The sequence below is a fragment of the Streptomyces sp. NPDC019224 genome (genome assembly GCF_040632605.1).
Lineage (GTDB): Bacteria > Actinomycetota > Actinomycetes > Streptomycetales > Streptomycetaceae > Streptomyces.
Genome location: NZ_JBEYCF010000037.1, coordinates 18,158 through 44,495 on the forward strand (window position 1 = coordinate 18,158; position 26,338 = coordinate 44,495).

Genomic DNA, 26,338 nt, shown 5'->3' on the forward strand with positions numbered 1-26,338 from the left:
CACTCTATCCGGTGATGCCGTACGGCTCAGGAGTACGCCAGCGCTCAAAGGGACGGTCGAGCGTGTACCTCCCGTCCTGGCCAAGGAGCAGCGTCCGCGATTCCCCGTTTCCGGGGTTGGAAAGCGATTCGAATTCGGCCACGGACCAGTGGAACCAGCGCATGCAGAAGAGCCGCATGGTCAGACCATGGGTGACCAGCAGGACGTTCGGCGGGTGGTCGGGCGCCTCGAAGCTGCGGTGCAGGCTCTCCAGGAAGGCGCCGACCCGGTCGTACACATCCGCCCCGGACTCGCCCTGCGCGAAGCGGTAGAAGAAGTGTCCGTAGGCGTCCCGGTAGGCCTTCTGCAGCCTGACGTCGTCGCGGTCCTGCCAGTTTCCCCAGTCCTGTTCGCGCAGCCTCGGCTCCTCGCGTACCCGTATGCGCCCGGCGTCCAGGCCGAAGGACGCGAATGTCTCGTGGGTGCGCCGGTAGGGGGAGACGTACACGCTGACCCGCTCCTCGCCGAACAGCCCGCGCAGCCGCACCCCCGTCTCGCGAGCCTGCCGCTGTCCCGCGGGGGTGAGTCTCAGTGCGTGGTCGGGCTCGCGCTCGTACACGGTGTCGTCGGCGTTGCCCTCCGACTCGCCGTGCCGGACAAGAACGATGCGTTGCGGTCGTGCCATACATCGACCCTAGATCGAGTCGCCGCCGTTCGAGCACCTGTCCGGAATTCGTCGGCACATAGGTCGGCGTACCCCGCTCTCCGGGCCGTCACACCGTCCAGGACGGTTCGAGCTGCACCACGTCGCCGGCGAGTGCGGCCACGTCCTCCTCGGTCCCCGCGCGCTGCGAAAGCCGGTCGACGCTTCCCGGACGGTACTTTCCGCGTTCCGCGCTGGACTGCCACATCGACAGGACCAGGAACTCGTGCCCGGGTGCCTCGCCGAAGACCCCCCGCAGCATGCCGGGCGATCCCGCCATCGCCGGGTTCCACACCCGCTGCTGCATCAGCGCGAAATGCTCGACCCGGTCCTCGCGGACCCGGCTGTGGGCCACTCTGAGCACGTCGGCGTCCGTGAAGCGGGGTTCGAATCCGGTCTTCACGTCGAAGCGGTACTCGAAGAGCTTGACCTGCAGATCCTTGTACGTACCGGCCTGTGCTGCGGCCAGGGCGTCGTGGCCGCGTGCCATGAAGGAGTCGTAGAAGACCCGGTTCTCCCAGAAGGCGAAGACATGCGCCACCTCGGGCCGGCCACGGCTCCAGCCGCCGCCCTGCCCCCTGAACCCCGGCTCACCCCGCAGCTCCGCCCACTTCCGCTGCCCCCGTTCGAAACCCCGACGGTCCGACACACTGCAGCGAATCCACTTGACCAGCACGGCGCCATGGTACGGCGGCCGGACGTGGCGTGGGTCACGCTCCCACGGAGTGCGCCGAAACCAGCCGTCTCGCACCCGATCCTGGCCCGTTTCAGCCGCTCGCCCCCAAGCCGGTTGGTTCGGGCAGGAGTTGCCGAGATGATCGGAGGAGGAACCAGGAGCGCCGGCCCCGCACGCAGGAGGGAAGTCCGATGAGCACGCCCAACAAGGATTTCGAGAAGGTCGAGGTGCGGGTCAAATGGGACCCCAGCGACCGGGGTGAGGCGCCCAACGACCTCGACATCATCGCGGCGACCTACCCGGCGGACGAGCCGTACGGCAGCCCCGCGTACCTCGTGCACTTCGACAGCCGGGCGCCCGACGGCACGATCACGCTCGAACGCGACAGCAGGACCGGTCAGGGGTTCGGCTACGACGAGGTGATGACGTTGGAGCTGAACCGGATCTCCGAGGCCTACGCGCGGGTCGTCGTCGGCGTCGCCATCCAGCAGCGCGACGGCCGCAAGACGTTCGGCGCCATACAGAACACCGGGGTCCAGGTCCGCGAGGGCTACACGACCCTGGCCGAGGACGACTTCTCCGCCGTGGGCACCGCCACGGCGGCCGTCGTGGCCGAATTCGTACGCGATGCCTCCGGCGTCTGGCACTTCCACGACGTCGTCCGGGGCTTCGACGGCGACCCGGACTCGTTCGCCGCCGCGATGGGCGGGCGCGAGTTCGGCGCGTAGCCGCGTGCGGCAGCACAGCCCGTACACGTACGAAACAGGAGTGCGGGCAGGTCTTCCGGGGAAGACCTGCCCGCACTCGCTGTCACCCGTGGTGTCTCACGACACCGGGTTCACCGTTCAGCTGCAGCCGCTGGTGGAGCCGCAGCCCTCACAGATGTAGCAGGAGCCCGCGCGCTGCATCTTCGTACCGCAGGAGAAGCAGAGCGGCGCGTCGGCGCTGATGCCGAGCTGCATCTCGACGAGCTCAGCCGAGGTGTGCGCCGTCCTCGGCTCGGCCTTCTCGGTCTCCTGGACCGGGGCGACCGCCTTCAGGGGCTCCGTCCGCACCGGGGCGGTCTGGGCCAGGGTCTCGGCCTCCAGCTGCTCCTCCTCGAACGTCGGCTCGTAGGAACCGGTGTCGAGGTGGCGCTGCCGCTCCTCGGCGGAGTGGATGCCGAGCGCCGAGCGGGTCTCGAAGGGCAGGAAGTCCAGCGCCAGGCGGCGGAAGATGTAGTCGACGATCGACTGCGCCATCCGCACGTCCGGGTCGTCCGTCATGCCGGCCGGCTCGAAGCGCATGTTGGTGAACTTCGAGACGTACGTCTCCAGCGGGACGCCGTACTGCAGGCCGACCGAGACCGCGATGGAGAAGGCGTCCATCATGCCCGCGAGGGTGGAGCCCTGCTTGGACATCTTCAGGAAGACCTCGCCCAGGCCGTCGTCCGGGTAGGAATTGGCGGTCATGTAGCCCTCGGCGCCACCCACCGTGAACGAGGTGGTGATGCCGGGCCGGCCCTTGGGCAGACGCTTGCGGACCGGGCGGTACTCGACGACCTTCTCGACCGCGGTGCGGATGGTGTCCTCGGCCTTGGCCGCGACGGCCTCCTTCTCCTTCTCCTTGGTCTTGGCGGAGAGGGGCTGGCCGACCTTGCAGTTGTCGCGGTAGATCGCGAGCGCCTTGACGCCCATCTTCCACGCCTCGAAGTAGACCTCCTCGACGTCCTCGACGGTGGCCGTCTCCGGCAGGTTCACCGTCTTGGAGAGCGCGCCGGAGATCCACGGCTGAATGGCCGCCATCATGCGCACGTGACCCATCGCGGAGATGGAACGCTCGCCCATCGCGCAGTCGAAGACCTCGTAGTGCTCGGTCTTCAGGCCGGGGGCGTCGATCACGTTGCCGTGCTCGGCGATGTGGGCGACGACCGCCTCGATCTGCTCCTCCTGGTAGCCCAGGCGGCGCAGGGCCTGCGGGACGGTGCCGTTGACGATCTGCATCGAGCCGCCGCCGACCAGCTTCTTGAACTTGACCAGGGCGAGGTCGGGCTCGAGGCCGGTGGTGTCGCAGGACATGGCGAGACCGATGGTGCCGGTGGGCGCGATGACCGAGGCCTGCGCGTTACGGAAACCGTTCTTCGCGCCGAGCCGGATCACGTCCTGCCAGGCCTCCGTCGCGGCGGCCCAGATGGGGTTGTCCAGGTCGTCGGCGTGGACGGCCACGGCGTTGGCGTCGGCATGCTGCTTCATGACGCGCTGGTGCGGCTCGGCGTTGCGGGCGTAGCCGTCGTACGGACCGACGACGGCGGCCAGTTCGGCGGAGCGCTTGTACGAGGTGCCGGTCATCAGCGAGGTGATGGCTCCCGCGAGCGCGCGGCCGCCGTCGCTGTCGTACGCGTGCCCGGTCGCCATCAGCAGGGCGCCGAGGTTGGCGTATCCGATGCCGAGCTGGCGGAAGGCGCGCGTGTTCTCGCCGATCTTCTCGGTCGGGAAGTCGGCGAAGCAGATGGAGATGTCCATCGCGGTGATGACCAGCTCGACGACCTTGGCGAAGCGCTCCGACTCGAAGGACTGGTTGCCCTTGCCGTCGTCCTTGAGGAACTTCATCAGGTTCAGCGAGGCGAGGTTGCACGAGGTGTTGTCCAGGTGCATGTACTCGCTGCACGGGTTCGAGCCGTTGATCCGGCCGGACTCGGGGCAGGTGTGCCAGTGGTTGATCGTGTCGTCGTACTGGATGCCCGGGTCGGCGCAGGCCCAGGCGGCCTCGGCCATCTTGCGGAAGAGGGCCTTGGCCTCGACCTCTTCGATGACCTCACCGGTCATCCGGGCACGCAGCCCGAACTTGCCGCCGGACTCGACGGCCTTCATGAACTCGTCGTTCACGCGGACCGAGTTGTTGGCGTTCTGGTACTGGACGGACGTGATGTCGTCCCCGCCCAGGTCCATGTCGAAGCCCGCGTCGCGCAGGGCGCGGATCTTCTCCTCCTCCTTCACCTTGGTCTCGATGAAGTTCTCGATGTCGGGGTGGTCGACATCGAGGATGACCATCTTGGCCGCACGGCGGGTGGCGCCACCGGACTTGATCGTTCCGGCGGAGGCGTCCGCGCCCCGCATGAAGGAGACGGGCCCGGAGGCGTTGCCCCCGGAGGAGAGGAGTTCCTTGGAGGAACGGATACGGGAGAGGTTCAGGCCGGCACCGGAGCCGCCCTTGAAGATCATGCCCTCTTCCTTGTACCAGTCGAGGATCGACTCCATGGAGTCGTCGACGGCCAGGATGAAGCAGGCGGAGACCTGCTGCGGCTGGGGCGTGCCGACGTTGAACCAGACCGGGGAGTTGAAGCTGAAGATCTGGTGCAGGAGGGCGTACGCCAGCTCGTGCTCGAAGATCTCCGCGTCGGCGGGGGAGGCGAAGTACTGGTAGTCCTCGCCGGCCTTCCGGTACGTCTTGACGATCCGGTCGATCAGCTGCCGCAGACCGGTCTCGCGCTGCGGGGTGCCGACGGCGCCCCGGAAGTACTTGCTGGTGACGATGTTGACCGCGTTCACCGACCAGAAGTCGGGGAACTCGACGCCACGCTGCTCGAAGTTGATCGAGCCGTCGCGCCAGTTGGTCATGACGACGTCACGGCGCTCCCAGGCCACCTCGTCGTACGGATGCACGCCGGGGGTGGTGTGGATGCGCTCGATACGCAGGCCCTGCTTGGACGCAGTCGACTTGGTCCCCTTGCTGCGGGAACCCCGTGCCGGGCCGCTCGCCGTCTCTGTCATGCCGCCTCCCATATGTGGGCAAAAACGCCCTGAAGTGCCGAGAACTTCCCCGGGCACAGTGTGTGTCTGATGCTTCGGCCGCCGCATTCGTCATACGCCGTCCGGAACAAGGTCCAGGTGCCGGCCCGCGCCCGATCCCCGGATCGGCGCGGCCGGCGGCTGCCGCTCAGTCGGCAGCGACGGCGGGAACGGGGACCGTCAGGGTCTCGCCGCTCCCGCTTCCTTCCACGGGGGGCCGCCGCTCACGGAGTTCCGTGATGGCGGCCTCGAAGTCTTCGAGGCTGTCGAACGCCCGGTACACGGACGCGAACCGCAGGTAGGCGACGAGGTCGAGTTCCTGCAGCGGGCCGAGGATGGCCAGGCCCACGTCGTGCGTGGTCAGCTCGGCGCTCCCAGTCGCGCGCACCGCCTCCTCGACCCGCTGGCCGAGCTTGGCGAGGGCGTCCTCGGTGACGGGCCGCCCCTGGCACGCCTTGCGCACACCCGAGATGACCTTGGTGCGACTGAAGGGCTCGGTCACTCCGCTGCGCTTGACCACCATGAGCGAACAGGTCTCCACCGTGGTGAAGCGGCGGGAGCAGTCGGGGCACTGGCGGCGCCGGCGGATCGAGGTCCCGTCGTCGGTGGTGCGACTGTCGACGACCCGGCTGTCGGGGTGCCTGCAGAAGGGGCAGTGCATGGCTCCCAACCCTCCTTCACAGCACGACTGAATAGCCTCTTCGGGCCCGTTCGGGGCCCTCGAAGCGGTCTCAAGCATAGGCGATGACCGCACCCCCGATGGACGGGGGAACCACAACTTCTGGGCGGCCGAAGCAATCCAACCACTAGATCTTGGGTTCGGCCGCGCATTGGGCCCTAGCGCGTGTCGCACCGGAGGGCGGCCGGAAGGCAGCGTACGGCCGACCAAGAGGGTACGGGAAGCGTCCGGGCGGCGGACGACCGGGCGGCCACCTCGCGCGCACCCCGCGAGTCCCCGGAGGCGGCAACGGAAGCCACCCGCCGAGGCTCGCCCGAGGGGCGGCGCAGCTCGCGGCGTCGCGCACCGTACACAGCCTCATACACCCCGCAGTGAAGCCTCGGCAGTCTTTTATTCGTTTTTCACTCGAACGTGTGTTTGGCGCAACCTTTCGAAAGCTACTACCGTTGTGCCAGCCAGGGAGACCATTCGAGAGGGGCCGCCGACGTGACCACCACCGCAGACAGTGCCATCATCACTGCCCAGGACCGCTCCCAGAGCCGACTCGAGCCGGTGCATGCCATGAATGACTCAGTCACGAACACGGAGGGGCCGGAGCCCGGGCGCCCAGCGCGCTCGCTCCCCGGACGACCTCCCGGGATCCGGGCGGACAGCTCGGGGCTCACGGACCGGCAGCGGCGGGTGATCGAAGTCATCCGGGATTCCGTGCAGCGGCGCGGCTATCCGCCGTCGATGCGGGAGATCGGTCAGGCAGTGGGCCTCTCCAGCACCTCCTCCGTCGCCCATCAGCTGATGGCTCTGGAGCGCAAGGGCTTCCTGCGCCGCGACCCGCACCGCCCCCGGGCATACGAGGTGCGCGGCTCCGACCAGCCGAGCATGCAGCCGACGGACACCACGGGCAAGCCCGCCGCCTCGTACGTGCCGCTGGTGGGCCGGATCGCCGCCGGCGGGCCGATCCTCGCCGAGGAGTCCGTCGAGGACGTCTTCCCGCTTCCCCGCCAGCTTGTCGGCGACGGCGAGCTCTTCGTGCTGAAGGTCGTCGGCGATTCGATGATCGAGGCGGCGATCTGTGACGGCGACTGGGTCACCGTGCGACGCCAGCCCGTCGCGGAGAACGGCGACATCGTGGCCGCCATGCTGGACGGCGAGGCCACCGTGAAGCGCTTCAAGCGCGAGGACGGCCACGTCTGGCTGCTCCCTCACAACGCCGCGTACCAGCCGATCCCCGGCGACGAGGCGACGATCCTCGGCAAGGTCGTCGCGGTGCTGCGCCGGGTCTGAGACCCGCGCTCCACGCTCTCTGGCAGGTAGGGGCCAGGGGGCCGACTTCGAGTCGGTCCCCTGGCCCCTCTCCGTGTACGCCCTTCCGGGAGGGTGTACCTCCCCGAGGGGGCTACCGTCCGTCGGCCTTGGCCGCCGCGTCGATCGCGGCGAGCGAGCGGCGTACCTGATTACGGTCGGTGGTGTACCAGAAACCGGGGAGCGAGGCCCGCAGATAGCTGCCGTACCGGGCGTTGGCCAGGCGCGGGTCGAGCACGGCGACGACACCCTTGTCCCCCGTGGCCCGTACGAGACGGCCGGCGCCCTGAGCCATCAGCAGAGCGGCATGGGTGGCCGCCACCGCCATGAAGCCGTTGCCTCCGGCCTCCTCGACCGCCTTCTGGCGCGCGCTCATCAGCGGGTCGTCGGGCCGGGGGAACGGAATGCGGTCCATGACCACCAGCTGACAACTCGGCCCTGGGACGTCGACGCCCTGCCAGAGCGACAGCGTGCCGAAGAGACAGGTCTCCGGGTCCGCGGCGAAGTTCTTGATCAGCTCGCCCAGGGTCTCCTCGCCCTGCAGCAGGATCGGCTTGTCCAGCCGGCCGCGCAGCTCCTCGGCCGCCGCCTTGGCCGCCCGCATGGACGAGAACAGCCCCAGCGTACGCCCGCCGGCCGCCTCGACCAGCTCGGACAGCTCGTCCAGCATGTCCGTGCGGGAGCCCTCCCGGCCGGGGGTCGCCAGATGCCGGGCGACGTACAGGATGCCCTGCTTCGGGTAGTCGAACGGTGAGCCGACGTCCAGGCCCTTCCACTGCGGGACGTCGTCGCCCGCGCTGCCCTCCGGGGCGAGCCCCAGGGAGGCGCCCACGCCGTTGAAGTCACCGCCGAGTTTGAGCGTGGCCGAGGTCAGGACGACGGAGCGCTCGGAGAACAGCTTCTCGCGCAGCAGCCCGGAGACGGAGAGCGGGGCGACACGGACCGAGGCGCCGAACCGGTCGTGGCGCTCGTACCAGACGACGTCGTACTCGGACCCCTGCGTGATGCGCTCCGCGACGGCGTGCACCGACTCGACCGAGGCCAGCGCCTGCTTGCGGACCACGTCCTCGTCCTGAACGGACTTGTCCCGGGTGGAGCCGATCGCGGAGATCACCGTGCGCGCGGCATCCCGCAGGGCCATCAACGCGTACCCCAGGTCCTCCGGCACCTCCTCCAGGCGGCCGGGGAGCGCCAGCTCCATCACCCGCTCGAAGCCCTCGGACGCGGTCTGCAGCGCGTCGGCCGCCTTCTCGTTGACCAGCTTCGCGGCGCGGCGCACCGCGCGGTTGACCTGGGCGGGGGTGAGCTCGCCGGTGGCCACACCGGTGACCCGGGAGACCAGCTCGTGGGCCTCGTCGACGATCAGCACCTCGTGCTGCGGGAGCACCGGGGCACCCTCGATGGCGTCGATCGCCAGGAGCGCGTGGTTGGTGACCACCACATCGGCCAGCTTGGCCCGCTCACGGGCCTGCTCCGCGAAGCACTCCGCGCCGTACGCGCATTTGCTCGCGCCCAGGCACTCCCGCGAGGAGACCGAGATCTGTGCCCAGGCCCGGTCCGAGACGCCGGGGGTGAGGTCGTCCCGGTCGCCCGTCTCGGTCTCGTCGGCCCAGTCCCGCATGCGCAGAAGGTCCTGACCGAGCTTGCTGGACGGAGCAGCCGCCTCGAACTGGTCGAACAGCCCCTCCTCCTCGTCCTGCGGCACGCCCTCGTGGAGCCGGTGCAGGCAGAGGTAGTTCGACCGGCCCTTGAGCATCGCGAACTGGGGGCGGCGGCGCAGCAGCGGATGCAGCGCGTCCACCGTGCGCGGCAGGTCGCGCTCCACGAGCTGGCGCTGAAGGGCCAGCGTCGCGGTGGCCACGACGACGCGCTCGCCGTGTGCCAGGGCCGGCACCAGGTAGCCGAGCGACTTGCCCGTCCCCGTGCCGGCCTGGACGAGCAGGTGGGATTGGTCGTCTACGGCCTCGGCGACGGCCTCGGCCATGGCGGCCTGGCCGGGCCTCTCCGTACCGCCGACGGCGGTCACGGCGGCGTGCAGGAGCTCGGGGAGAGATGGCTTCGTCATAGCCCGGCCAGCCTACGGGGCGCCACTGACATCGGCGGTCACTCCCGGCCTCACGCGGAGAGATGGAGCGGGTTGGCCACGCTCCCGTGGACCGCCGCGTGCGGGCGTACGGGCCGGTCGCGGTAGCCGTCCAGGTGCAGCCGGTTGCGGTTGAGACAGAGGCGCGCGATGCGCGGGGCCAGCATGTCGAACATCTCGAACCGCTCCTTCAGCTCGGGGAACCGGGCGTGGTGGCGCAGGATCTCCGTCCGGACGAGTGACCAGAATTCGCCCTCAGGGACGCCCAGCTGTTCCTCGCAGAGCGGGGAGAGGAAGCGGAAGACGCCGGTGAAGAGGCCGGAATGGATGAACTGGGTGAGGAAGGCCGGCTCCTCGGTCAGCAGGACGCGGCGCACCTCTTCCGGCATGGTGTCGTGCTCGGGGAGCGGCTGCGCGCTGACGTTGACATCGTCCACGAAGTCCTTGATCGCGAGCCGCACGGGCACGTCCTGCTCGTCGAAGACCACGATCGCGTTCTCGCCGTGCGGGGAGAAGACGGTGCCGTAGCGGTAGAGGAAGTGCAGCAGCGGCGGCAGCAGGGCGCCGAAGAGCCGGGTCAGCCAGACGGTGGGCTCCAGTCCGGAGCGGGCGACCAGCTCGGCGGTGAAGGCGCGCCCCCGCGGGTCGGTGTGCAGCAGGGAGGCGAGCGTACGGGCGCGCTCCCCCGGGGCCAGGCGCGGCAGCAGCGGCTCGCGCCAGATCGCCCCGAGGATCTCCTTGAACTGGTACGGCGCCTCGGGGAGGTGGTCGTACAGCGGGTGCTCGACGGTGACCGAGGCGACCTCGCCGAGCAGGATCACACCGCAGGTGTCGCGCAGGAACGGGTCGTTGTCGCGCAGCCCCTGCACCCAGCCGGTGACGGCGGGCGCGGCGACGGTGCGCTCGGTCGGCAGTCCGCGCCAGACCAGGGTGTTGAGGATCGACAGCGGGAGCTTGACCGTGTGCCGGTCGGGCCGCGCGATGTTGGCGAAGGTACGGATGGACTGCTGCGGCAGCCGTACGTCCGGATCGGCGGGCAGGGGCACGATGTCGCCGGCGGCGATGGCAGGAGCGAACAGCGGCACGATCCACTCGTCCCACTGCCAGGGGTGGACGGGCAGGAAGTGGTAGCCGTCCGGGTCGAGGCCGCGACCGCGCAGGACGTCGGCGAAGGAAGCGCGGACGCCCGGGTCGAGCTCCTGGGTGTAGAGCTGGTCCGGGGCGGCCAGGGCGGGCACGCCCCGGTACGCGGCGATCCGGTGGGAGACGGCGAGCCACGGCAGCCGGACCGGCTCACGGGCCTCGGGGGCGTAGCGGGAGGCGTCGGTGGCGGAGAAGCCCAGGCGGCCCTTGTTGGCGACGATCCAGGGGTGGCCGGTCTGATGGCCCTCCAGTTCCGCGTAGCCGAGGCCGGCCAGTTCGTCGGCGGTGAGCGCGGTGTGGTCGAGACGGGCGTCCGCGGTGAGCGTGGTGGTCAGCTCGCGGACGAGGTGGCCGAGCGTGGCGCCGTCGAGACCGAGGAGGCGGCGGGCCCGGGTCAGGAACAGCAGCGGATCGCGGAACGGGGCGCTGTCCCCGGCGGGGGCGTCGGTGTTCGCCGTGGCGGCCGCTTCGGCGTTCTCCGTGGCCGCACAGTCCGCCGCCCGGATCGATTCGGGATCCACCCGCCAGCTCCCGTACACGCCGCGCCGGGCGGTGAAGGTCAGGCTGCCGCCGTCGTCCAGCGGGAGTGTGTAGGTGCTGCCGCCGGCGGTTCGCGGAGTCGGCTCGATGACTTCCTCGTAGGCGAATTCACCGAGCATCTTCGCGAGCATCCGGGAGGCGGCCCGGTCCCAGGCGGCCCGGTTCAGTTCGGGGGTGCTGAGCAGTGCGGGCGGCTCCGTTGCGTCGTGGTGCGCAGGATATTTCGGCACGGGGACTCCTCGGGAGGGAACCGATGGGGTTCGAGCGGTGCGGACGGATGGGGGAAGCGTTCATGGCCGGGTGCGGTGGGGTCGGTCGCGGACCATCAGGGCGGCCCGCTTCTCCGGGAGTTCGATCTCGGCGGAGAAGCGGAATCCGGCGCCCAGGAACGCGGAGACGGAGGGGAGGTTGCGGAGGTCGGGCTCGGCCACGACCCGGGTGCAGAGGGGGACGTGGGCGAGCATGAGGTCGGAGACGGCTCGCAGCAGCGTCGTGCCGGTACCGCGGCCCCGATGGCGTCCCTCGCCGATGAGGAGGTGGACGCCCATGTCGTACGGCCGAGCCGGGTAGTGGCGGGCGAGCGGGTCGAGATCGGCGCGGTAGAGCTCCCAGTAGCTCATGGGCGTGCCCGACAGCACCCCGATGCACGGGGTGCTGTGGCTGTCGCCGTCGAGCTGGGGGGTGAGGTGCCGGGCCGTGACGGTCTCGTCGCCGGCCAGCTCCCAGAAGGCGGCGACGACGGGGTCGTTCATCCAGCGGCTGATCGTCGCGAGATCGCGCTCCGGGCGGACGGGGACGAGCTGGAACACCCCGGCCGGTGTGGCGACGGGGGCCCAGTCCGCTTGGGGGACGGAACCGGCGTGCGCGTCGGGGGGAGACACGGGTGGCGCTCCTCTCTCGGCTTTCGGCGGTCGGCTCTCGGCAGTCGGCCCCCGGCCCTCAGCCGTGAAGGGGGTTGGTGATGGTGACGTAGACGGACTGGGTGTCCACGGGGCCGACGAGTTCGTCGAGTCCGTGCAGACGGGTCAGCATGTTGGCCTTGCAACGCAGGCGCGGGTTTTCGAGCAGGTGGGCGGGGAACGGCGAGCCCAGTTCGCTCGCCGACTTCAGGAAGCGCCGGAACGCGTCGAGGAGCATCTGCTCGTCGGCGAGGAGCTGGGCGCCGAACGCGCCGATCAGTCCGAATACGTTGTTGATGCCGAGGTAGTAGGCGAAGCGTTCGTCGGTGACGGCGTCGGAGACGAAGGTGTCGCTGACCGTTCCGATGCCGGGGAGCCTGTGGTCGAGCGCTGCGCGGTGGGATTCGCGGAAGTAGTAGCCCTGGTTGTCACGGTAACGCCCACCGACGGGCCAGCCGTCGGCGTCGAGCAGGACCAGGGTGTTCTGCTGGTGGGCTTCGAGCGCGACACCGGCGTGGGCGTCGAGCCAGAGCACGGGGTGCACGACGCGTTCCAGGTAGCGCAGGAACCACTCGGCGGCGACCGCGGTCGTGGTCCGCCCGGTGGCCGCGGCGAGGCGGTGGACGATGTCGGCGAGACGGGAGTGCAGGCTCGTCCGGCCCGGCCAGGGGCGCGGGGCGGTAAGTCCGGCGATGCAGACCGCGTCGTCGTACCGTTCGAAGGGGTTGTGCCGCAGCATGACGTCCAGGCCGTGCACGGGCGTGCCGTCCGGGTTGTCGACGGCGAGCCAGGCGGGGTCGCGCACGATGTCGAAGCCGGGGTGCGCCGCGTGCCACTCGCGGGCGAGGCCGGTGCGGAGCAGCCGGTGGACCTCCACGCCCCGGTGGAGCTCCTTGCGGAGGTTCTCCCGGCGGGAGTTGGTGATACGGATGCCGAGGGAGAGCTTCAGCATCAGGTCGGCGCCCGGCCTGTGCACGGTGCGCACCGACGAAGTGGGGTGCCAGGAGGCGCCGTACGGACCGAGGTCGTGCAGGAGGCCGGAGCCGAGCAGGGCGGCGACCTCGGGCCTGCTCCGCAGCTCGCGGGCCTGCCAGGGGTGGAGGGGAATGAGCGCGGTGTGTTCGGGGAAGAGCAGGCCCGGGGCGTGCCGGGCGACGAGGTCGGCGGCCGGGACGGGACGGCCCTGGTCGGTCCACGCGGAGTCGGTCGCCAGTACGGAGCGGTCGGCGGCCATCCAGTGGAGCGGGAAGGAGCCGTGCAACTCGGGTGAGTAAAGCCGTGATTCGGCGTCGGTGAGCCCTTCCCTGCTCTTCGGTGAGGGATGCAGCGGGTGTCCGAGCAGGAGCGACTGTTCCGCGGTGAGGAAGAGATCCGCCTCGTCGGGGGCGTGGGGCCTGCGGCGCCGCTCCGCGATGAATGCGGCGGTACGCCGTACGGAGTCGGCGACCCGGCCGGCCATGTCGGCACCGTCGTCATGGTCGGCCTCCCGGCCGAGCAGGGCGGCCACGGTGACGGCGTCGGCGGTGGGTGCGGTGACGGGCGCCTGTTCCAGGGCGGGCGGCCCGAAGCGGTGCCAGCCCGTGGCGGACCAGTGGAGGACGGGAACGAGGAGCGCGGTGCCGCTCGCGGGGAGCGGGATGCGCAGGGTCTCCCCCGCCGGCCGGAGCAGGTCGCGCTCGCGGACCCAGCAGCGCAGCAGGTTCTCGGTGCCCGCCGCGTCGGCGGCGCGGAGCGGGTCGGGATGGTCGAGGGGGTCGGCGGAAGCGGCCGGGTGCACGGCCCCCGGGGCCGGGGAAGCGGACCTCGACGCGTGCCACAGCTCGTGCGGCGTCTCCTTCTGGCGCGGCACGGTCGTCGCCTCGACGGCGACTTGTCCGGGGGCGGCCTCGGGGAGGTGGTGGGGGGGAGGGCCGTCGCCCTCGGGCGCGGGGGTGGGGTTCACGGCGGTCTTCCTGTAATGGTGTCCGGGGTCAGCGGATCGATCCGGTCGGCAGGCGGCGGTGCGGTGAGCGCTCCGCGGCTGCCAGGGCGTCGGCGAGGCGGTCGACGACCGCTGTCGCCTGTTCGTCGGTGAGCGTGAGGGGCGGGAGCAGGCGTACGACGGTGGAGTGGCGGCCGCCGAGTTCGACGATGAGCCCCCGGCTCAGGCACTCCTGCTGGACGGCGACGGCGAGGAGCGGGTCGGGCGGCGGCTCGGTGCCCGTGCCCAGCGGTCGGGCTTCGGGGTCGACGACCTCCACGCCGATCATCAGGCCCCTCCCCCGGACGTCGCCGATGCACGGGTGGTCGGCGGCGAGCGATCTGAGGCTCGTCAGCATGCGGTCGCCGAGGACCCCGGCCCGTTCGGCGAGGCCGTTCTCCCTGACGTACGCGAGGGTGGCCGTGCCGGCGGCCATGGCGAGCTGGTTGCCGCGGAAGGTGCCGGCGTGGGCACCGGGCTGCCAGGTGTCGAGCTCGGAGCGGTAGACGATCACGGCGAGCGGGAGGGAGCCGCCGATGGCCTTGGACAGCACCATCACATCGGGCACGATCCCGCTGTGCTCCACGGCCCAGAAGGCACCGGTCCGGCCGACGCCGGTCTGGACCTCGTCGGCGATCAGCGGGATGGACCGGGTCTCGGTGATCTCCCGCATCCGGCGCATCCAGCCGTCTGGCGCGGGGTTGACCCCGCCCTCGCCCTGGACCGGCTCGAGGATCATTCCGGCGGGTGCGGGCGTCCCGCTCTTGGGGTCGTCCAGCAGGCTCTCGGTCCAGCGGGCCGCGGTCCGCGCACCGGCTTCGCCGCCGATACCGAAGGGGCAGCGGTAGTCCTGCGGGAAGGGCAGCCTGGTCACCCGTACGTCCTCGGCACCGCCGGAAGCGGCGAGGGCGCCCGCCGTCATGCCGTGGTAGGCGCCGGTGAAGGCCAGCAGGCCGCTGCGACCGGTGGCGGCGCGGACGAGTTTGAACGCCGCCTCGACCGCGTCCGTCCCGGCGGGTCCGCAGAACTGGATGCGGGCGTCGTCGGCGAACTGCCGCGGCAGGGTGGCGAACAGCTCCGAGGTGAAGGCGTCCTTGACCGGGGTCGCGAGGTCCAGCACATGCAGCGGGGCACCCGAGTCGATGACCTTCTTGATCGCCTCCAGGACGACCGGGTGGTTGTGGCCGAGCGCCAACGTCCCCGCCCCGGAAAGGCAGTCGAGATAGCGTCGCCCGTCCGCGCCCTCGATGGTCAGCCCCCGGGCCCGCACCGGCACGATCGGCAGCGACCTGGCGTAGGTGCGGGCGGCCGATTCACGCAGCGCCTGGCGGCGCAGAATGCCCTCGTGGGCGGCGAGGGGTGGCGCCGGAGCTGGTTCGGTCACGGCCACGGCTCTTGATCCTCCCGCTGTAACAGTTGCGTTGCACGTCAGTACGATTTCGCAAGGACGGCCTGCGAGGGTGAACGCTGTCTCCGTGCCCCCGCACGTACCAACGACCGAGGGGGCAAAGGATCACGGGTAAATCCGAAGATCCTTGCGGAGCGCAACCCTGCCGCACGCCGCCGTCGGCGGCACCGGCATAGTGGGGGGCCGCGCCGGGCTCGGGCACCCCCCGAAGGCCGCGGCGCACCCTGCCCGTTCGGGGCACCACTCGGTGCGCCGCGCACAAGTGCAGTACAGAAGCGTTGAGTTACGAAGTCCCAGGGGGATCAGCAGATGCGTCTTGTTCGACCAGGAATCACCGCACGCCGCCGGGGAAGTGCGCGTCGCGCCTCCTCCCCCGTGCTCGCCACCGCCGCGTTCGCCGCCGTCCTCGCACTCACGGCCACCGCCTGCGGGCCGACCGAGGACGACGCGAGCACCGCGCCGAGCAGCAACAGCTCCGCAGGTGCGACGTCGGACGGCAAGATCTCCGTCCCGGACGATCTGAAGGACCGGCTCAAGGAACACGGGATCGACATCGACAAGTGGAAGAACGGCGAGTGGAAGAACTGGGACAAGGACAAGTGGCTGCGTGAGGCCAAGGACTACATCAATCCGATCATCGCGGGCCTCTGGGACCCGGACCGCATGCAGGACGCCGACAAGACGCCCGAGAACCCAGTCGACAACGACATCTCGGGCGACGAGGGCGTGACGGACCCGACGCCCGCCCCGGTCCGGGCCGTGGGCGTGAAGACGCCGTACCACGACAACGCCGCGGAGTCGGGCAAGCTGTTCTTCGACGGTCCCGAGGGCTCGATGGTCTGCTCGGCGACCGTGGTGAAGGACCCGGCGCACCCCGGCAAGTCCAACATGGTGTGGACGGCCGGCCACTGTGTGCACGCGGGCAAGAAGGGTGGCTGGTACCGCAACATCGCCTTCGTCCCCTCGTACAACAACAGCGGTCTGTCGACGGCCGAGCTGCGCAACAACCCGCCCAAGGAGAAGGTCGCCCCCTACGGCATCTGGTGGGGCACCTGGGCGCAGACCTCGCAGCAGTGGATCGCCGAGGGCGCGTCGGTCGGCGGCCTGGGCGCCCCGTACGACTTCGCCGTGCTGCACGTGACGCCCGAGGAGGGCGCCGGCGGCAAGTCCCTGGAGGAGACGGTCGGTTCGGCCCTGCCGGTTGAGTTCAACGCCCCGGCCGTGCCCAAGATCTCCGGCATGACGGCCACCGGCTTCCCGGCGGCGGCCCCGTACGACGGCCAGAAGATGTTCCAGTGCCAGGACAAGCCGGGTCGCCTCTCGCTCGCCCAGGGCGACCCGACGATGTACCGCATCGGCTGCTCGATGACCGGTGGTTCCTCCGGCGGCGGCTGGGTCGCCACCGGCCAGGACGGCAAGCCCGCGCTGGTCTCGAACACCTCCATCGGCCCGGTGAGGGCGGGGTGGCTCGCCGGACCGCGCCTCGGCGAGGAGGCCAAGGGCGTCTACGACGAGGTCAGCAAGAAGTACGCGGACAAGTGACAACGGGTCCGCGCCCGCAAGGGCGCGGACGAGCAGCGGTCAGGGGCCTTCGGAGCGGCGCGGTCCGCTTCGGGGGCCCCTGGCGCTCAGCTCAGCGCGATGAGCGCGTGGGCAACCCGGTGGCTCCGCCCGGCGGTCTGATCAGGCACGAGCGAAAAGCCTGGTCAGGCACAAGCGAAAAGCAGGGCGCCCGGCAGGGGGCCTCGGCACGACGGCCGGAGGCCCGTTCCCTCGCGGGGAACGGGCCTCCGGTTGTTCCGGTGCGGTGGGGTTCAGTGCACGGCGGGGACGAACTCGGCCAGCTCCGAGGCCAGCTCCTCGTTCACCCGCGCCTTGATCAGCGTGCCCTCCGACGTGTGCTCCTCGGAGACCACCTCGCCCTCGGCGTGCACCCGGGAGACGAGTCCGCCCTGGGTGTACGGCACGAGCGCCTCGATCGAGACCGACGGACGGGGCAGCTCGCTGTCGATCAGCGCGAGCAGCTCGTCGATCCCCGCACCGGTGCGCGCGGAGACCGCGATGGCGTGCTTCTCGTTGCGCAGAAGGCGCTGGAGGACCAGCGGGTCCGCCGCGTCCGCCTTGTTGACCACGACGATCTCGGGCACGTCCGTCGCCCCGACCTCGCGGATCACCTGGCGCACCGCGGCGAGCTGCTCCTCCGGCACCGGGTGCGCACCGTCCACCACGTGCAGGATGAGATCGGACTCGCCGACCTCCTCCATGGTGGAGCGGAACGCCTCGACCAGGTGGTGCGGCAGATGCCGTACGAACCCGACGGTGTCGGCGAGCGTGTAGACCCGGCCGCTCGGCGTCTCGGCCCGGCGCACGGTCGGGTCGAGGGTGGCGAACAGGGCGTTCTCCACGAGCACGCCCGCCCCGGTGAGGCGGTTGAGCAGCGAGGACTTGCCCGCGTTGGTGTAGCCGGCGATGGCGACCGACGGCACCTTGTGGCGTCGGCGCTCCTGGCGCTTGAGGTCACGGCCGGTCTTCATCTCCGCGATCTCCCGGCGCATCTTCGCCATCTTCTCGCGGATCCGGCGCCGGTCGGTCTCGATCTTGGTCTCACCGGGACCGCGGGTCGCCATGCCCCCGCCGCCGCTGGTGCCGCCACCGCCCATCTGACGGGACAGCGACTGTCCCCAGCCACGCAGCCTGGGCAGCATGTACTGCATCTGCGCCAGGGAGACCTGCGCCTTGCCCTCGCGGGACTTGGCGTGCTGGGCGAAGATGTCGAGGATCAGGGCGGTCCGGTCGACCACCTTGACCTTGACGACGTCTTCGAGGTGGATCAGCTGGCCGGGGCTGAGCTCACCGTCGCAGACGACGGTGTCGGCCCCGGTCTCGACGACGACGTCACGCAGTTCGAGCGCCTTGCCGGAACCGATGTACGTGGCCGGGTCGGGCTTGTCACGGCGCTGGAAGACGGCGTCGAGCACCTGGGCTCCCGCCGTCTCGGCGAGCGCCGCCAGCTCGGCGAGCGAATTCTCCGCGTCCTGCACGGTGCCCGAGGTCCAGACACCGACGAGCACCACACGCTCCAGGCGCAGCTGCCGGTACTCGACCTCGGTGACGTCCTCGAGCTCGGTGGAGAGACCGGCCACGCGTCGCAGCGCGGCACGCTCCGAACGGTCCAGCTGGTCGCCGTCCCGCTCTCCGTCGATCTCGAAGCTCCAGGCGACGTCCTCTTCCATCAGGGCGTCGGCCCGCCGGCCCTCGGTGAGGCTCTCGGTCGCGTTCTCCGTGGCACTCTGCGCGTCGCGCGCGTCCTGGGGAAGGGAAGAAGAGGAGGTCATTGGATCCTTACGTCGATAGAAGTGCTTGCATCAGTCGCAACGCGTGACCTGTCCGGATGATTCCCGTCCCGGAAATCCCCCGCTCCGGCCGCCGTGGCGACCCGTCGATAGTGGCACGGTCCGTGCGGGGCGTCACCCGGGTTTACGAGAGCCCGCCTCACCCGGCCGGCGCGGTGCTGTGCCAGTCGGGGTGTCCCGGCATGGGCGGCGTCTTCGCCCCGTACAGCCAGCCGTCGAAGAACGCGGTCAGGTCGCGTCCGGACACCTGCGAGGCGAGCCGGACGAAGTCGGCCGTGGCGGCGTTGGAGTCGCGGTGCTTGCGCACCCAGAGCCGTTCCAGCCGGTCGAAGGCGTCGCGCCCGATCTCCTGGCGCAGCGCGTACAGGACGAGGGCGCTGCCGTCGTAGACGACCGGCCTGAACAGGCTGATCTTCTCGCCGGCCTCCGGGGCCGCGGGCCGGGCAGGCGGTCCTCCGGCCACGCGCCAGGTGTCCGACCGGGTGTAGGCGTTCCGCATGCGTGCCTCCAGTGGTGCGCCGCTGTGGTCCTCGGTGTACCGCGCCTCGTACCAGGTGGCGTGCCCCTCGTTCAGCCAGAGGTCGGACCAGGTCCGCGGGGAGACGCTGTCGCCGAACCACTGGTGGGCCAGTTCGTGGACCATGACCGACTCGACGTACCACTCGGGGAAGCGCGAGTCGGTGAACAGGCGCTTCTCGAAGAGGGAGAGGGTCTGGGTCTCCAGCTCGAACCCGGTCTCGGTGTCGGCGACGAGGACCCCGTAGTTCTCGAACGGGTACCGGCCGACCTGCCGCTCCATCCACTCCAGCTGGCCGGGGGTCTTCTTCAGCCAGGGTTCCAGGCGGTCCCGGTCGGCCGCCGGTACGACGTCGCGCAGCGGCAGTCCGTGCGGCCCGGTCCGCCGCACCACGGCCGAGCCGCCGATGCTGACCTGGGCCAGTTCGGTGGCCATGGGGTGTTCGGTGCGGTAGGTCCAGGTGGTGCTGTCGCCGTGCCTGGTGCGGCCGGTGGGCAGGCCGTTGGCCACCACGGTCAGGTCGTTCGGCGCGGTGACGCGGAAGGTGAAGTACGCCTTGTCGGCGGGGTGGTCGTTGCTCGGGAAGACCCGGTGTCCGGCGTCGGCCTGGTTGGCCATGGCGAGCCCGTCGGCGGTGCGCACCCAGCCGCCGCTGTCCCGCTGACCGGTGGGGTCGCTCGTGTGGCGGACGGTGATGCGCAGAGGGATTCCGGCCGGGATGGGGCCCGTCGGCCTGACGATGAGGTCCTCGCCCCGGGTCTCGAAGCCGGCGCCCAGCCCGTTGACGGCTACGGAGCGGACGGTGCCACGGGTGAAGTCGAGGTTGATCCGGTCCAGCGGCTCGGTCGTCCGTGCCTCGATGGTGGTGACGGCGTCCAGCGGCTCGTCGTTGCGGCCCTTGTAGGTGAGGCCGATGTCGTAGGCGAGTACGTCGTACCCGGGGTTGCCGAGGTGCGGGAAGAGCGGGTCTCCGATGCCGAGGGGCACCGGGGCGGCGGGCAGGGTGGCGGCGACGAGCGCGGCCGACGCGGCGGCCAGCAGGGCGGCCCGCGAGCGGCGGGAGAGGAACGGCATGGACTACGGCTATCAGCGTCGTCCCGCCGGACGGGCGCGGCGCGCGCCGCGCCACCCGAACGAGAACGCGGCTTACGGCTCCGGGCCTCGCCACAGCGGCCCGGCACGGTGCCCGGCCGCGGCTCGTCGTGGGCGCCCTCAGAGCGCCTCGGCCGGGTGCTGGGCGCGGCTCACGTCGTAGACGCCGGGCACCTCGCGCATGGCGCGCATCAGCGCGGGCAGACCGGCCGCGTCCGGCAGCCGCAGCGTGTAGGTGTGCCGTACGCGCTGTTGGCTCGGGGGCTCCACGGTGGCGGAGATGACCGCCGCGTCCGCCCCGGCGATCGCCTCGGTGAGGTCGGCGAGCAGCCGGGGCCGGCCGAACGATTCCGCGACCAGCGTCACCCGGCACGCCTGCTCCTCGCCCCAGCTCACCGCGACCGGCGCCCGGCCGGCGGCCTCCATGCGGGCCACCGCCGGACACTCCAGGCGGTGCACGGTGACGGCGGCGCCGCCGCGCACGGGGAAGCCGGTGACCTCGTCGGGGGGGACGGGCGTGCAGCAGCCGGCGAGCCGTACCGCGGTGTCCGGCCGTTCGGCCATGGCGGTCGCGGTACGGGCCCTGGCGGTCTCGGGCACGGCGGACGGGACCGGTTGCGGATCGTGGTCCGCCGCCACGCCCGGCTGCCCGGCCTCCGCCGCTTGCGGGTGGGTGTCGAGCCAGCCGGTGATGGCGATGCGGGCGGCGGGCGTGCGCGCGTGGTCGAGCCAGTCCGGCGAGGGGCCGGACGCGGCGTCCTCGGCCAGCAGCGGCTGCACGGTGTCGCCGTCCTTCAGCACGGTGCTGAGCGTGGCAAGCCGGCCGTTCACCCGCGCTCCGATACAGGCGTGGGCCGCGTCTCCGTGCTGGGCGTAGGCCGCGTCGACACAGCTGGCGCCGGCGGGGAGGCCGAGCGTGCCGCCGTCGGTGCGGAAGACGGTGATCTCGCGGTCCTGGGCGAGGTCGGCGCGCAGGGTGGTCCAGAAGGTGTCGGGGTCGGGCGCGGACTGCTGCCACTGGAGGAGGCGGGAGAGCCAGCCGGGGCGGGTGGGGTCGGCGCGTTCGCCGTCGGACGGCTCGGCGGTCTGGGGGGTGCCCTCGGAGGCGTACGGATTGCCGAGGGCGACGACGCCGGCCTCGGCGACCTTGTGCATCCGGTGGGTGCGGATGAGGACCTCGGCGACCTCGGCGTCCGGGCCCACCACCGCGGTGTGCAGCGACTGGTACAGGTTGAACTTGGGGGCGGCGATGAAGTCCTTGAACTCGGAGATCACCGGTGTGAAGCAGGTGTGCAGCTCGCCGAGGACGGCATAGCAGTCGGCGTCCTCACCGACGAGCACCAGGACCCGCCCGAAGTCGCTGCCGCGCAGTTCGCCGCGTTTGATCCGGACGCGGTGGACGGAGACGGTGTGCCGGGGCCTGACCATGACCTCCGCGGAGATGCCCGCCTCCCGCAGGACCGCGGCCACGTTCCCCGCCATGGCGCCGAGGGGGTCGGGCCCGTCCGCCGCCGCGGCGATCAACGCGCTGGTGCGGGCGTACTCCTCGGGGTGGAGGATGGCGAAGACCAGGTCCTCCAGCTCGGTCTTGAGCGCCTGGACACCGAGCCGTTCCGCGAGCGGGATCAGCACATCGCGGGTGACCTTGGCGATCCTGGCCTGTTTCTCGGGGCGCATCACTCCGAGGGTGCGCATGTTGTGCAGCCGGTCGGCGAGCTTGATCGACATGACGCGGACGTCGTCCCCGGTGGCGACCAGCATCTTCCGGAAGGTCTCGGGTTCGGCGGCGGCCCCGTAGTCGACCTTCTCGAGTTTGGTGACGCCGTCGACGAGGTAGCAGACCTCTTCGCCGAACTGTTCCCGCACCTGGTCGAGGGTCACCTCGGTGTCCTCGACCGTGTCGTGGAGCAGGGACGCGGTCAGCGTGGTCGTCTCGGCGCCCAGTTCGGCGAGGATGAGGGTGACGGCGAGCGGATGGGTGATGTAGGGCTCGCCGCTCTTGCGCATCTGGCCCCGGTGCGAGGTCTCGGCGAGCCGGTAGGCGCGGTGCAGGACGGCTGCGTCGGCGTCCGGGTGGTGGGCCCGGTGTGCCTCGACGACGTGTGCGATGGCGTCGGACAGCCGGTCACGGGAGACCGGGCCGAACAGTGCGGCCCTGCCGAGCCTGCGGAGGTCGATCCTGGGACGGCCCCGCCTGCGGATGGGAGCACCTGGGTTGGTGGCCTCTGCACTCATGGGGGCACCTCCGGCGACGTCGACCGGCGGTGGGGAGGTGCGGCGCGCCTCCGGGCCGGTGCTTGATGCTACCGAGCCCACCACGTGGCGGAGTCACGCTCTCGCTCAGCGTGAAACGGATCACCCATTCGAGCGAAGCGTTACCCGTTCAGCGTTTCGAGCCATGCCGGATCGATCTTGCCCTCGGCCACGATGACGGCCGGTCCGGTCATCTCGATCTCGCCGTCGGGGCGCTCGGTGATGACGAGGCTGCCGCCCGGCAGGTCGACGGTGTACGTGACCGGCTCGCCGGTCCTCGCCGGGTCGGCCTGGTCGCGGCGGGCCGCCGCGACGGCCACCGCGCAGGCTCCGGTGCCGCAGGAGCGGGTCTCGCCGGAGCCTCGCTCGTGGACCCTCATGGCGACGTGGCGGGGGCCGCGGTCCACGACGAACTCGATGTTGACGCCCTCGGGGTAGACGGCGGCCGGGGCGAAGGACGGCTCGGTGAACAGATCACCGGCGTGGGCCAGGTCCTCGACGAACGCGACCGCGTGCGGGTTGCCCATGTTGACGTTGCGGGCTTCCCAGGCGCGGCCGCCGACGGTGACGGTGACCCCGGCGACGGGAAGCAGGGCACGTCCCATGGAGACGGTGACGTCGCCGTTCTTGGCCAGGTGGACCTTCTTCACGCCCCCCCGGGTGGCGACCGCGAGGTCACCCTCCTCGACGAGGCCGGCGCGCTGGAGGTAGCGCGCGAAGACCCGCACCCCGTTGCCGCACATCTCGGCGACGGAGCCGTCGGAGTTGCGGTAGTCCATGAACCACTCGGCGTCCTGCGCCATGGCCTTCGCCTCGGGGTGCGCGGCGGAGCGCACGACGTGCAGCAGGCCGTCGCCGCCGATACCCGCGCGGCGGTCGCAGAGCCGGGCGACGACGGAGGCGGGCAGGTCGACGGCGTTGTCCGGGTCCGGAACGATCACGAAGTCGTTCTCGGTACCGTGGCCCTTGAGGAAGGCGAGCTGCGAGGTGGTCACGGGACAACTGTACGAGGCGGCGCCGGCAGGCGATGAAACCGGCCCGCCGCGCCGACGGTCGTCCGGCCGCGGAAACCCCGCCGCGTCAGCGCAGTCGCGCCACGCGCCAGACGGCGAGCGCGACGAGCACGGCGCAGACCACGGCGTAGAGCGCGACCACGCGCCAGTCGGGGCGCTGGGACGAGCCCCTGGACGGCAGTCCGGGCCAGGTGTGGCCGACGCGGCGGGCGGCCATCATGGACCAGCCCGCGGCGCAGCAGCTGATCAGCAGGCCCAGCATGGCCACGACCGCGCCGCCGTCGCCGAACTCGAAGGCGAGGGGGAAGGCGAACATCAGCGAACCCACCGCGGCGAGCGTGACGATCGGCGCGAGCTGCCAGATGCGCAGCCGGCGGGCGGGACGCAGCTCGACCTCGACCTCGGGGGTCACGTCGAGTTCGTCGGGCCCGTCCGGGCTGAGACTTCCCGCCTCGCGCCCGGTTTCCGGTGCGCCGTGTCCTGGTACGTCGTGTCCCGGTACGTCGTGTCCCGGTACGTCGTGTCCCGGTACGTCATGTTCCGGTACGTCATGTTCCGTGTCGCGAGGGCCGGCCTCCATCGCCACGCGCCCTCCCAACTCGGACTCCAGTCGATCGATGCTCGATGATGGCACGGCGGGGCTCACCGAAATGACGGGCGGAGCGTCCCGATGCCATCACGTGATCAGGCTGTAACCGCCCGTTCGACCAACGCCAGCGCCTGGCCCGGCAGTTCCCCCCGGTGCTCCACGGCACCGCTCAGCCACCGGACGCGCGGGTCGCGGCGGAACCAGGAGTCCTGGCGGCGCGCGAAGCGTTTGGTGGCGCGCACGGTCTCGGCGCGCGCCTGGTCCTCGGTGCACTCGCCGGCGAGCGCGGAGAGCACCTGCTGGTAGCCGAGCGCGCGGGAGGCGGTGCGCCCCTCGCGCAGCCCCTGCGCCTCCAGGGCACGCACCTCGTCCACGAGTCCCGCCTCCCACATCCGGTCGACGCGCAGGGTGATGCGCTCGTCGAGTTCGGGACGGTCCACGTCGACGCCGATCTGCACCGCGTCGTAGACCGCGTCGTCGCCGGGGAGGTTGGCGGTGAAGGGCTTGCCGGTGATCTCGATGACCTCCAGGGCCCGGACGATGCGCCGGCCGTTGCTCGGCAGGATCGCGCGGCCGGCCTCCGGGTCGGCGGCGGCGAGCCGCGCATGCAGTGCCCCGGAGCCGTGCTCCTCCAGCTCCGCCTCCAGCGCGGCCCGGACTCCGGGGTCCGTGCCGGGGAACTCCAGGGCGTCGATCGCGCCCTTCACGTACAGCCCGGAGCCGCCGACCAGGATCGGGGTGCGGCCCTCGGCGAGCAGCCGGTCGATCTCGGCGCGGGCGCGGCGCTGGTACTCGGCGACGCTGGCGGTCTCGGTGACGTCCCAGATGTCCAGCAGCAGGTGCGGGACGGCCGCGCGCTCGGCGAGCGTCAGCTTGGCGGTGCCGATGTCCATCCCCCGGTAGAGCTGCATGGAGTCGGCGTTGATCACCTCGCCGTCGAGCTGCTGGGCTAGGTACACCCCCAGGTCGGACTTTCCTGCTGCGGTGGGGCCGACGACGGTGATGACCCGAGGTGCGGGAACTGTGCTTGTCACCGGCCCAGTCTCCCCCAAACCGGCGGCCGGCATCCCGAATGAGGGAAGCCCGGACGGGGAAGGTGACGCGACAGTGCGGTCTTCCCCGTACAGTAGTTGTACATATGGGTTATTTCTCACAGTTTCCGAGCGGAGAAGGTGCCCGATGGGCTTCATGGACAGTGTGAAGGCGAAGCTGGCCCCGGCGAAGGAGAAGGTCAGCGACCTCGCGCAGCAGCACGGCGACAAGATCGACCAAGGGCTCGAGAAGGCCGCCCGGACGGTGGACGAGAAGACCAAGGGCAAATACAGCGACAAGATCGTGACCGGTCGGCAGAAAGCCAAGGACGCGGTGGACAAGCTGGCGCACAAGGACGGCGGCACGACGCCGCCCCCCGCTGCCTGACAGCCGGAGACGCACGGGACCCCGGCGCGATGCCGCTCCGGGGTCCCGAGGCGTCCGCCCGGTCCTCGGTCAGGACCAGGTGGCGACCAGGTAACCCACCCCGTAGGGCGCGTCCTCGTACAGCAGCCGGCCCGCCAGTCCGGCCCCCCCGGCCGCCCCCGCCAGCACCTGCCAGGGGGCACGCCCCGCGGCATTGAGTTCGTACGCGAGCGCCTCGTCGAGCCCGGTCAGCGCCTCCGGGTCGGCTGCGCCCAGGGCGCGCGCAGCCGCCGCGTCGAACGCCGCGGCACGCTCGTCCAGGTAGCCCGGGGCCTTCACGGTGCGGCAGGCGCTGCCGTCGCCCATCACCAGCAGCGCGACCCGGTCCGCCCGGCGCGCCAGCTCCCGCCCGGTCTCCGTGCAGCGAGCGGTCTCCCACGGTTCGCCCACGCCCAAGCCCTCGACGGGGGCGTCCGCCCAGCCCGTACGGGCCAGCAGCCAGGCGCCCACCGCGAGCGAGGGCGGGAGCGGGAGGCCGGCCCGCGTTCCCCGGTCCTGGCCGAGCCGAACCTCCAGATCGACGCCGAACTCCCGGAAGTCGCCGACGGCCCCTTCGGGGTGGGTGCCGCGCCCGGGCGCCTCGGCCGGGCCGATCACCACGAGCAGGTCGGGCCGGGAGGCCGCGAGGACACCCAGGGCATCGGTGCACGCCGTCCTGGCGGCATCCAGTTCGGGCGCTGCACCGGCGGCCACGTCGGGAACGAGCAGAGGGGGGCAGGGGCAGACTGCAGCGGCGACAAGCATGATCGGCAGCGTACTGCGGACCCTCCCGCCCGCGTGCGCGACCGTCCGCGATCGGCTCCGGCGCGGCCCGCCCGCGTACACAACGACTCCGCGCGGCCCGCCCCGTACACAACGACTCCGCGCGGCCCGCCCGCGTACGCGACCCGGCGCCCGCCGGCGGCCCGCGTGCCTACGCGTCCGGCC

The 26,338-nt window shown here is 71.3% G+C and carries 20 protein-coding genes; 4 read left to right on the forward strand and 16 right to left on the reverse strand.

Annotation, left to right across the window (positions count from 1 at the left end; genetic code table 11):
* Positions 1–4: 4 nt before the first annotated feature.
* Together ABZ564_RS22365 and ABZ564_RS22370 are read right to left on the reverse strand one after the other, a co-directional pair.
* Positions 5–664 carry a histidine phosphatase family protein gene (locus tag ABZ564_RS22365; RefSeq protein ID WP_360859183.1) on the reverse strand — a complete coding sequence of 220 codons (660 nt, stop codon included), beginning with the start codon at positions 662–664 and terminating at the stop codon, positions 5–7.
* An 88-nt stretch (positions 665–752) separates the two neighbouring features.
* The gene (locus tag ABZ564_RS22370) at positions 753–1,358 is read right to left on the reverse strand and encodes a YdbC family protein (protein ID WP_360859186.1); all 606 of its coding nucleotides are present in this window, start codon (positions 1,356–1,358) and stop codon (positions 753–755) included.
* A gap of 191 nt (positions 1,359–1,549) precedes the next feature.
* Here ABZ564_RS22370 and ABZ564_RS22375 point away from each other — a divergent pair, with 191 nt between their 5' ends.
* Complete coding sequence (locus tag ABZ564_RS22375) at positions 1,550–2,086, forward strand: TerD family protein (RefSeq protein WP_360859189.1); 537 nt, start codon at positions 1,550–1,552, stop codon at positions 2,084–2,086.
* 117 nt (positions 2,087–2,203) lie between these two features.
* Here ABZ564_RS22375 and ABZ564_RS22380 read toward each other — a convergent pair whose 3' ends face one another.
* A complete protein-coding gene (locus ABZ564_RS22380; protein WP_360859192.1) occupies positions 2,204–5,107 on the reverse strand; it encodes a vitamin B12-dependent ribonucleotide reductase in 2,904 nt (967 codons plus the stop codon).
* 166 nt (positions 5,108–5,273) lie between these two features.
* The gene (nrdR, locus tag ABZ564_RS22385; RefSeq protein ID WP_360859195.1) at positions 5,274–5,786 is read right to left on the reverse strand and encodes a transcriptional regulator NrdR; all 513 of its coding nucleotides are present in this window, start codon (positions 5,784–5,786) and stop codon (positions 5,274–5,276) included.
* 504 nt (positions 5,787–6,290) lie between these two features.
* On the opposite strand from nrdR, the gene lexA reads away from it, so the two are divergent.
* Positions 6,291–7,085, forward strand: a complete 795-nt coding sequence (gene lexA, locus ABZ564_RS22390; protein ID WP_360859198.1) for a transcriptional repressor LexA — start codon at positions 6,291–6,293, stop codon at positions 7,083–7,085.
* Positions 7,086–7,197: 112 nt separating this feature from the next.
* On the opposite strand, the gene ABZ564_RS22395 is transcribed toward lexA, so the two are convergent.
* From ABZ564_RS22395 to ABZ564_RS22415, 5 genes are read right to left on the reverse strand one after another with little or no spacing between them, the layout of a single operon-like run.
* Positions 7,198–9,168, reverse strand: a complete 1,971-nt coding sequence (locus ABZ564_RS22395) for an ATP-dependent DNA helicase (protein WP_360859202.1) — start codon at positions 9,166–9,168, stop codon at positions 7,198–7,200.
* Positions 9,169–9,218: 50 nt separating this feature from the next.
* Positions 9,219–11,099 (reverse strand): IucA/IucC family siderophore biosynthesis protein, encoded by a 1,881-nt coding sequence (locus ABZ564_RS22400; protein ID WP_360859205.1) that lies wholly within the window; start codon positions 11,097–11,099, stop codon positions 9,219–9,221.
* Positions 11,100–11,159: 60 nt separating this feature from the next.
* Positions 11,160–11,750: a GNAT family N-acetyltransferase gene (locus ABZ564_RS22405; RefSeq protein WP_360859208.1), complete on the reverse strand. Its 591-nt coding sequence runs from the start codon at positions 11,748–11,750 to the stop codon at positions 11,160–11,162.
* A gap of 58 nt (positions 11,751–11,808) precedes the next feature.
* Complete coding sequence (locus ABZ564_RS22410) at positions 11,809–13,710, reverse strand: IucA/IucC family protein (RefSeq protein ID WP_360859211.1); 1,902 nt, start codon at positions 13,708–13,710, stop codon at positions 11,809–11,811.
* A gap of 28 nt (positions 13,711–13,738) precedes the next feature.
* Complete coding sequence (locus tag ABZ564_RS22415) at positions 13,739–15,118, reverse strand: diaminobutyrate--2-oxoglutarate transaminase family protein (protein WP_360859214.1); 1,380 nt, start codon at positions 15,116–15,118, stop codon at positions 13,739–13,741.
* Positions 15,119–15,445: 327 nt separating this feature from the next.
* Here ABZ564_RS22415 and ABZ564_RS22420 point away from each other — a divergent pair, with 327 nt between their 5' ends.
* Entirely contained in the window at positions 15,446–16,678 is a 1,233-nt protein-coding gene (locus ABZ564_RS22420; RefSeq protein ID WP_360859216.1) for a hypothetical protein, read from the forward strand.
* Between the two features lie 272 nt (positions 16,679–16,950).
* Here ABZ564_RS22420 and hflX read toward each other — a convergent pair whose 3' ends face one another.
* The 6 genes from hflX to miaA all read right to left on the reverse strand — a co-directional run bounded on the left by hflX (position 16,951) and on the right by miaA (position 24,987).
* Complete coding sequence (hflX, locus tag ABZ564_RS22425) at positions 16,951–18,471, reverse strand: GTPase HflX (RefSeq protein WP_360859218.1); 1,521 nt, start codon at positions 18,469–18,471, stop codon at positions 16,951–16,953.
* 157 nt (positions 18,472–18,628) lie between these two features.
* Positions 18,629–20,080 (reverse strand): M1 family metallopeptidase, encoded by a 1,452-nt coding sequence (locus ABZ564_RS22430; RefSeq protein ID WP_360859221.1) that lies wholly within the window; start codon positions 20,078–20,080, stop codon positions 18,629–18,631.
* Positions 20,081–20,218: 138 nt separating this feature from the next.
* A complete protein-coding gene (locus tag ABZ564_RS22435; RefSeq protein WP_360859224.1) occupies positions 20,219–22,333 on the reverse strand; it encodes an HD domain-containing protein in 2,115 nt (704 codons plus the stop codon).
* 140 nt (positions 22,334–22,473) lie between these two features.
* On the reverse strand, positions 22,474–23,346 hold the full coding sequence (gene dapF, locus ABZ564_RS22440) for a diaminopimelate epimerase (protein WP_360859227.1): 873 nt from the start codon (positions 23,344–23,346) through the stop codon (positions 22,474–22,476).
* Positions 23,347–23,431: 85 nt separating this feature from the next.
* A complete protein-coding gene (locus ABZ564_RS22445) occupies positions 23,432–23,944 on the reverse strand; it encodes a hypothetical protein (protein WP_360859308.1) in 513 nt (170 codons plus the stop codon).
* Positions 23,945–24,048: 104 nt separating this feature from the next.
* Positions 24,049–24,987: a tRNA (adenosine(37)-N6)-dimethylallyltransferase MiaA gene (gene miaA, locus ABZ564_RS22450; protein ID WP_360859230.1), complete on the reverse strand. Its 939-nt coding sequence runs from the start codon at positions 24,985–24,987 to the stop codon at positions 24,049–24,051.
* Positions 24,988–25,132: 145 nt separating this feature from the next.
* Between miaA and ABZ564_RS22455 the strand changes: the two genes are divergently transcribed.
* Positions 25,133–25,372 carry an antitoxin gene (locus tag ABZ564_RS22455; protein ID WP_360859232.1) on the forward strand — a complete coding sequence of 80 codons (240 nt, stop codon included), beginning with the start codon at positions 25,133–25,135 and terminating at the stop codon, positions 25,370–25,372.
* Between the two features lie 69 nt (positions 25,373–25,441).
* On the opposite strand, the gene ABZ564_RS22460 is transcribed toward ABZ564_RS22455, so the two are convergent.
* Positions 25,442–26,155 (reverse strand): class III extradiol dioxygenase subunit B-like domain-containing protein, encoded by a 714-nt coding sequence (locus tag ABZ564_RS22460; RefSeq protein WP_360859235.1) that lies wholly within the window; start codon positions 26,153–26,155, stop codon positions 25,442–25,444.
* Between the last annotated feature and the right edge of the window lie 183 nt (positions 26,156–26,338).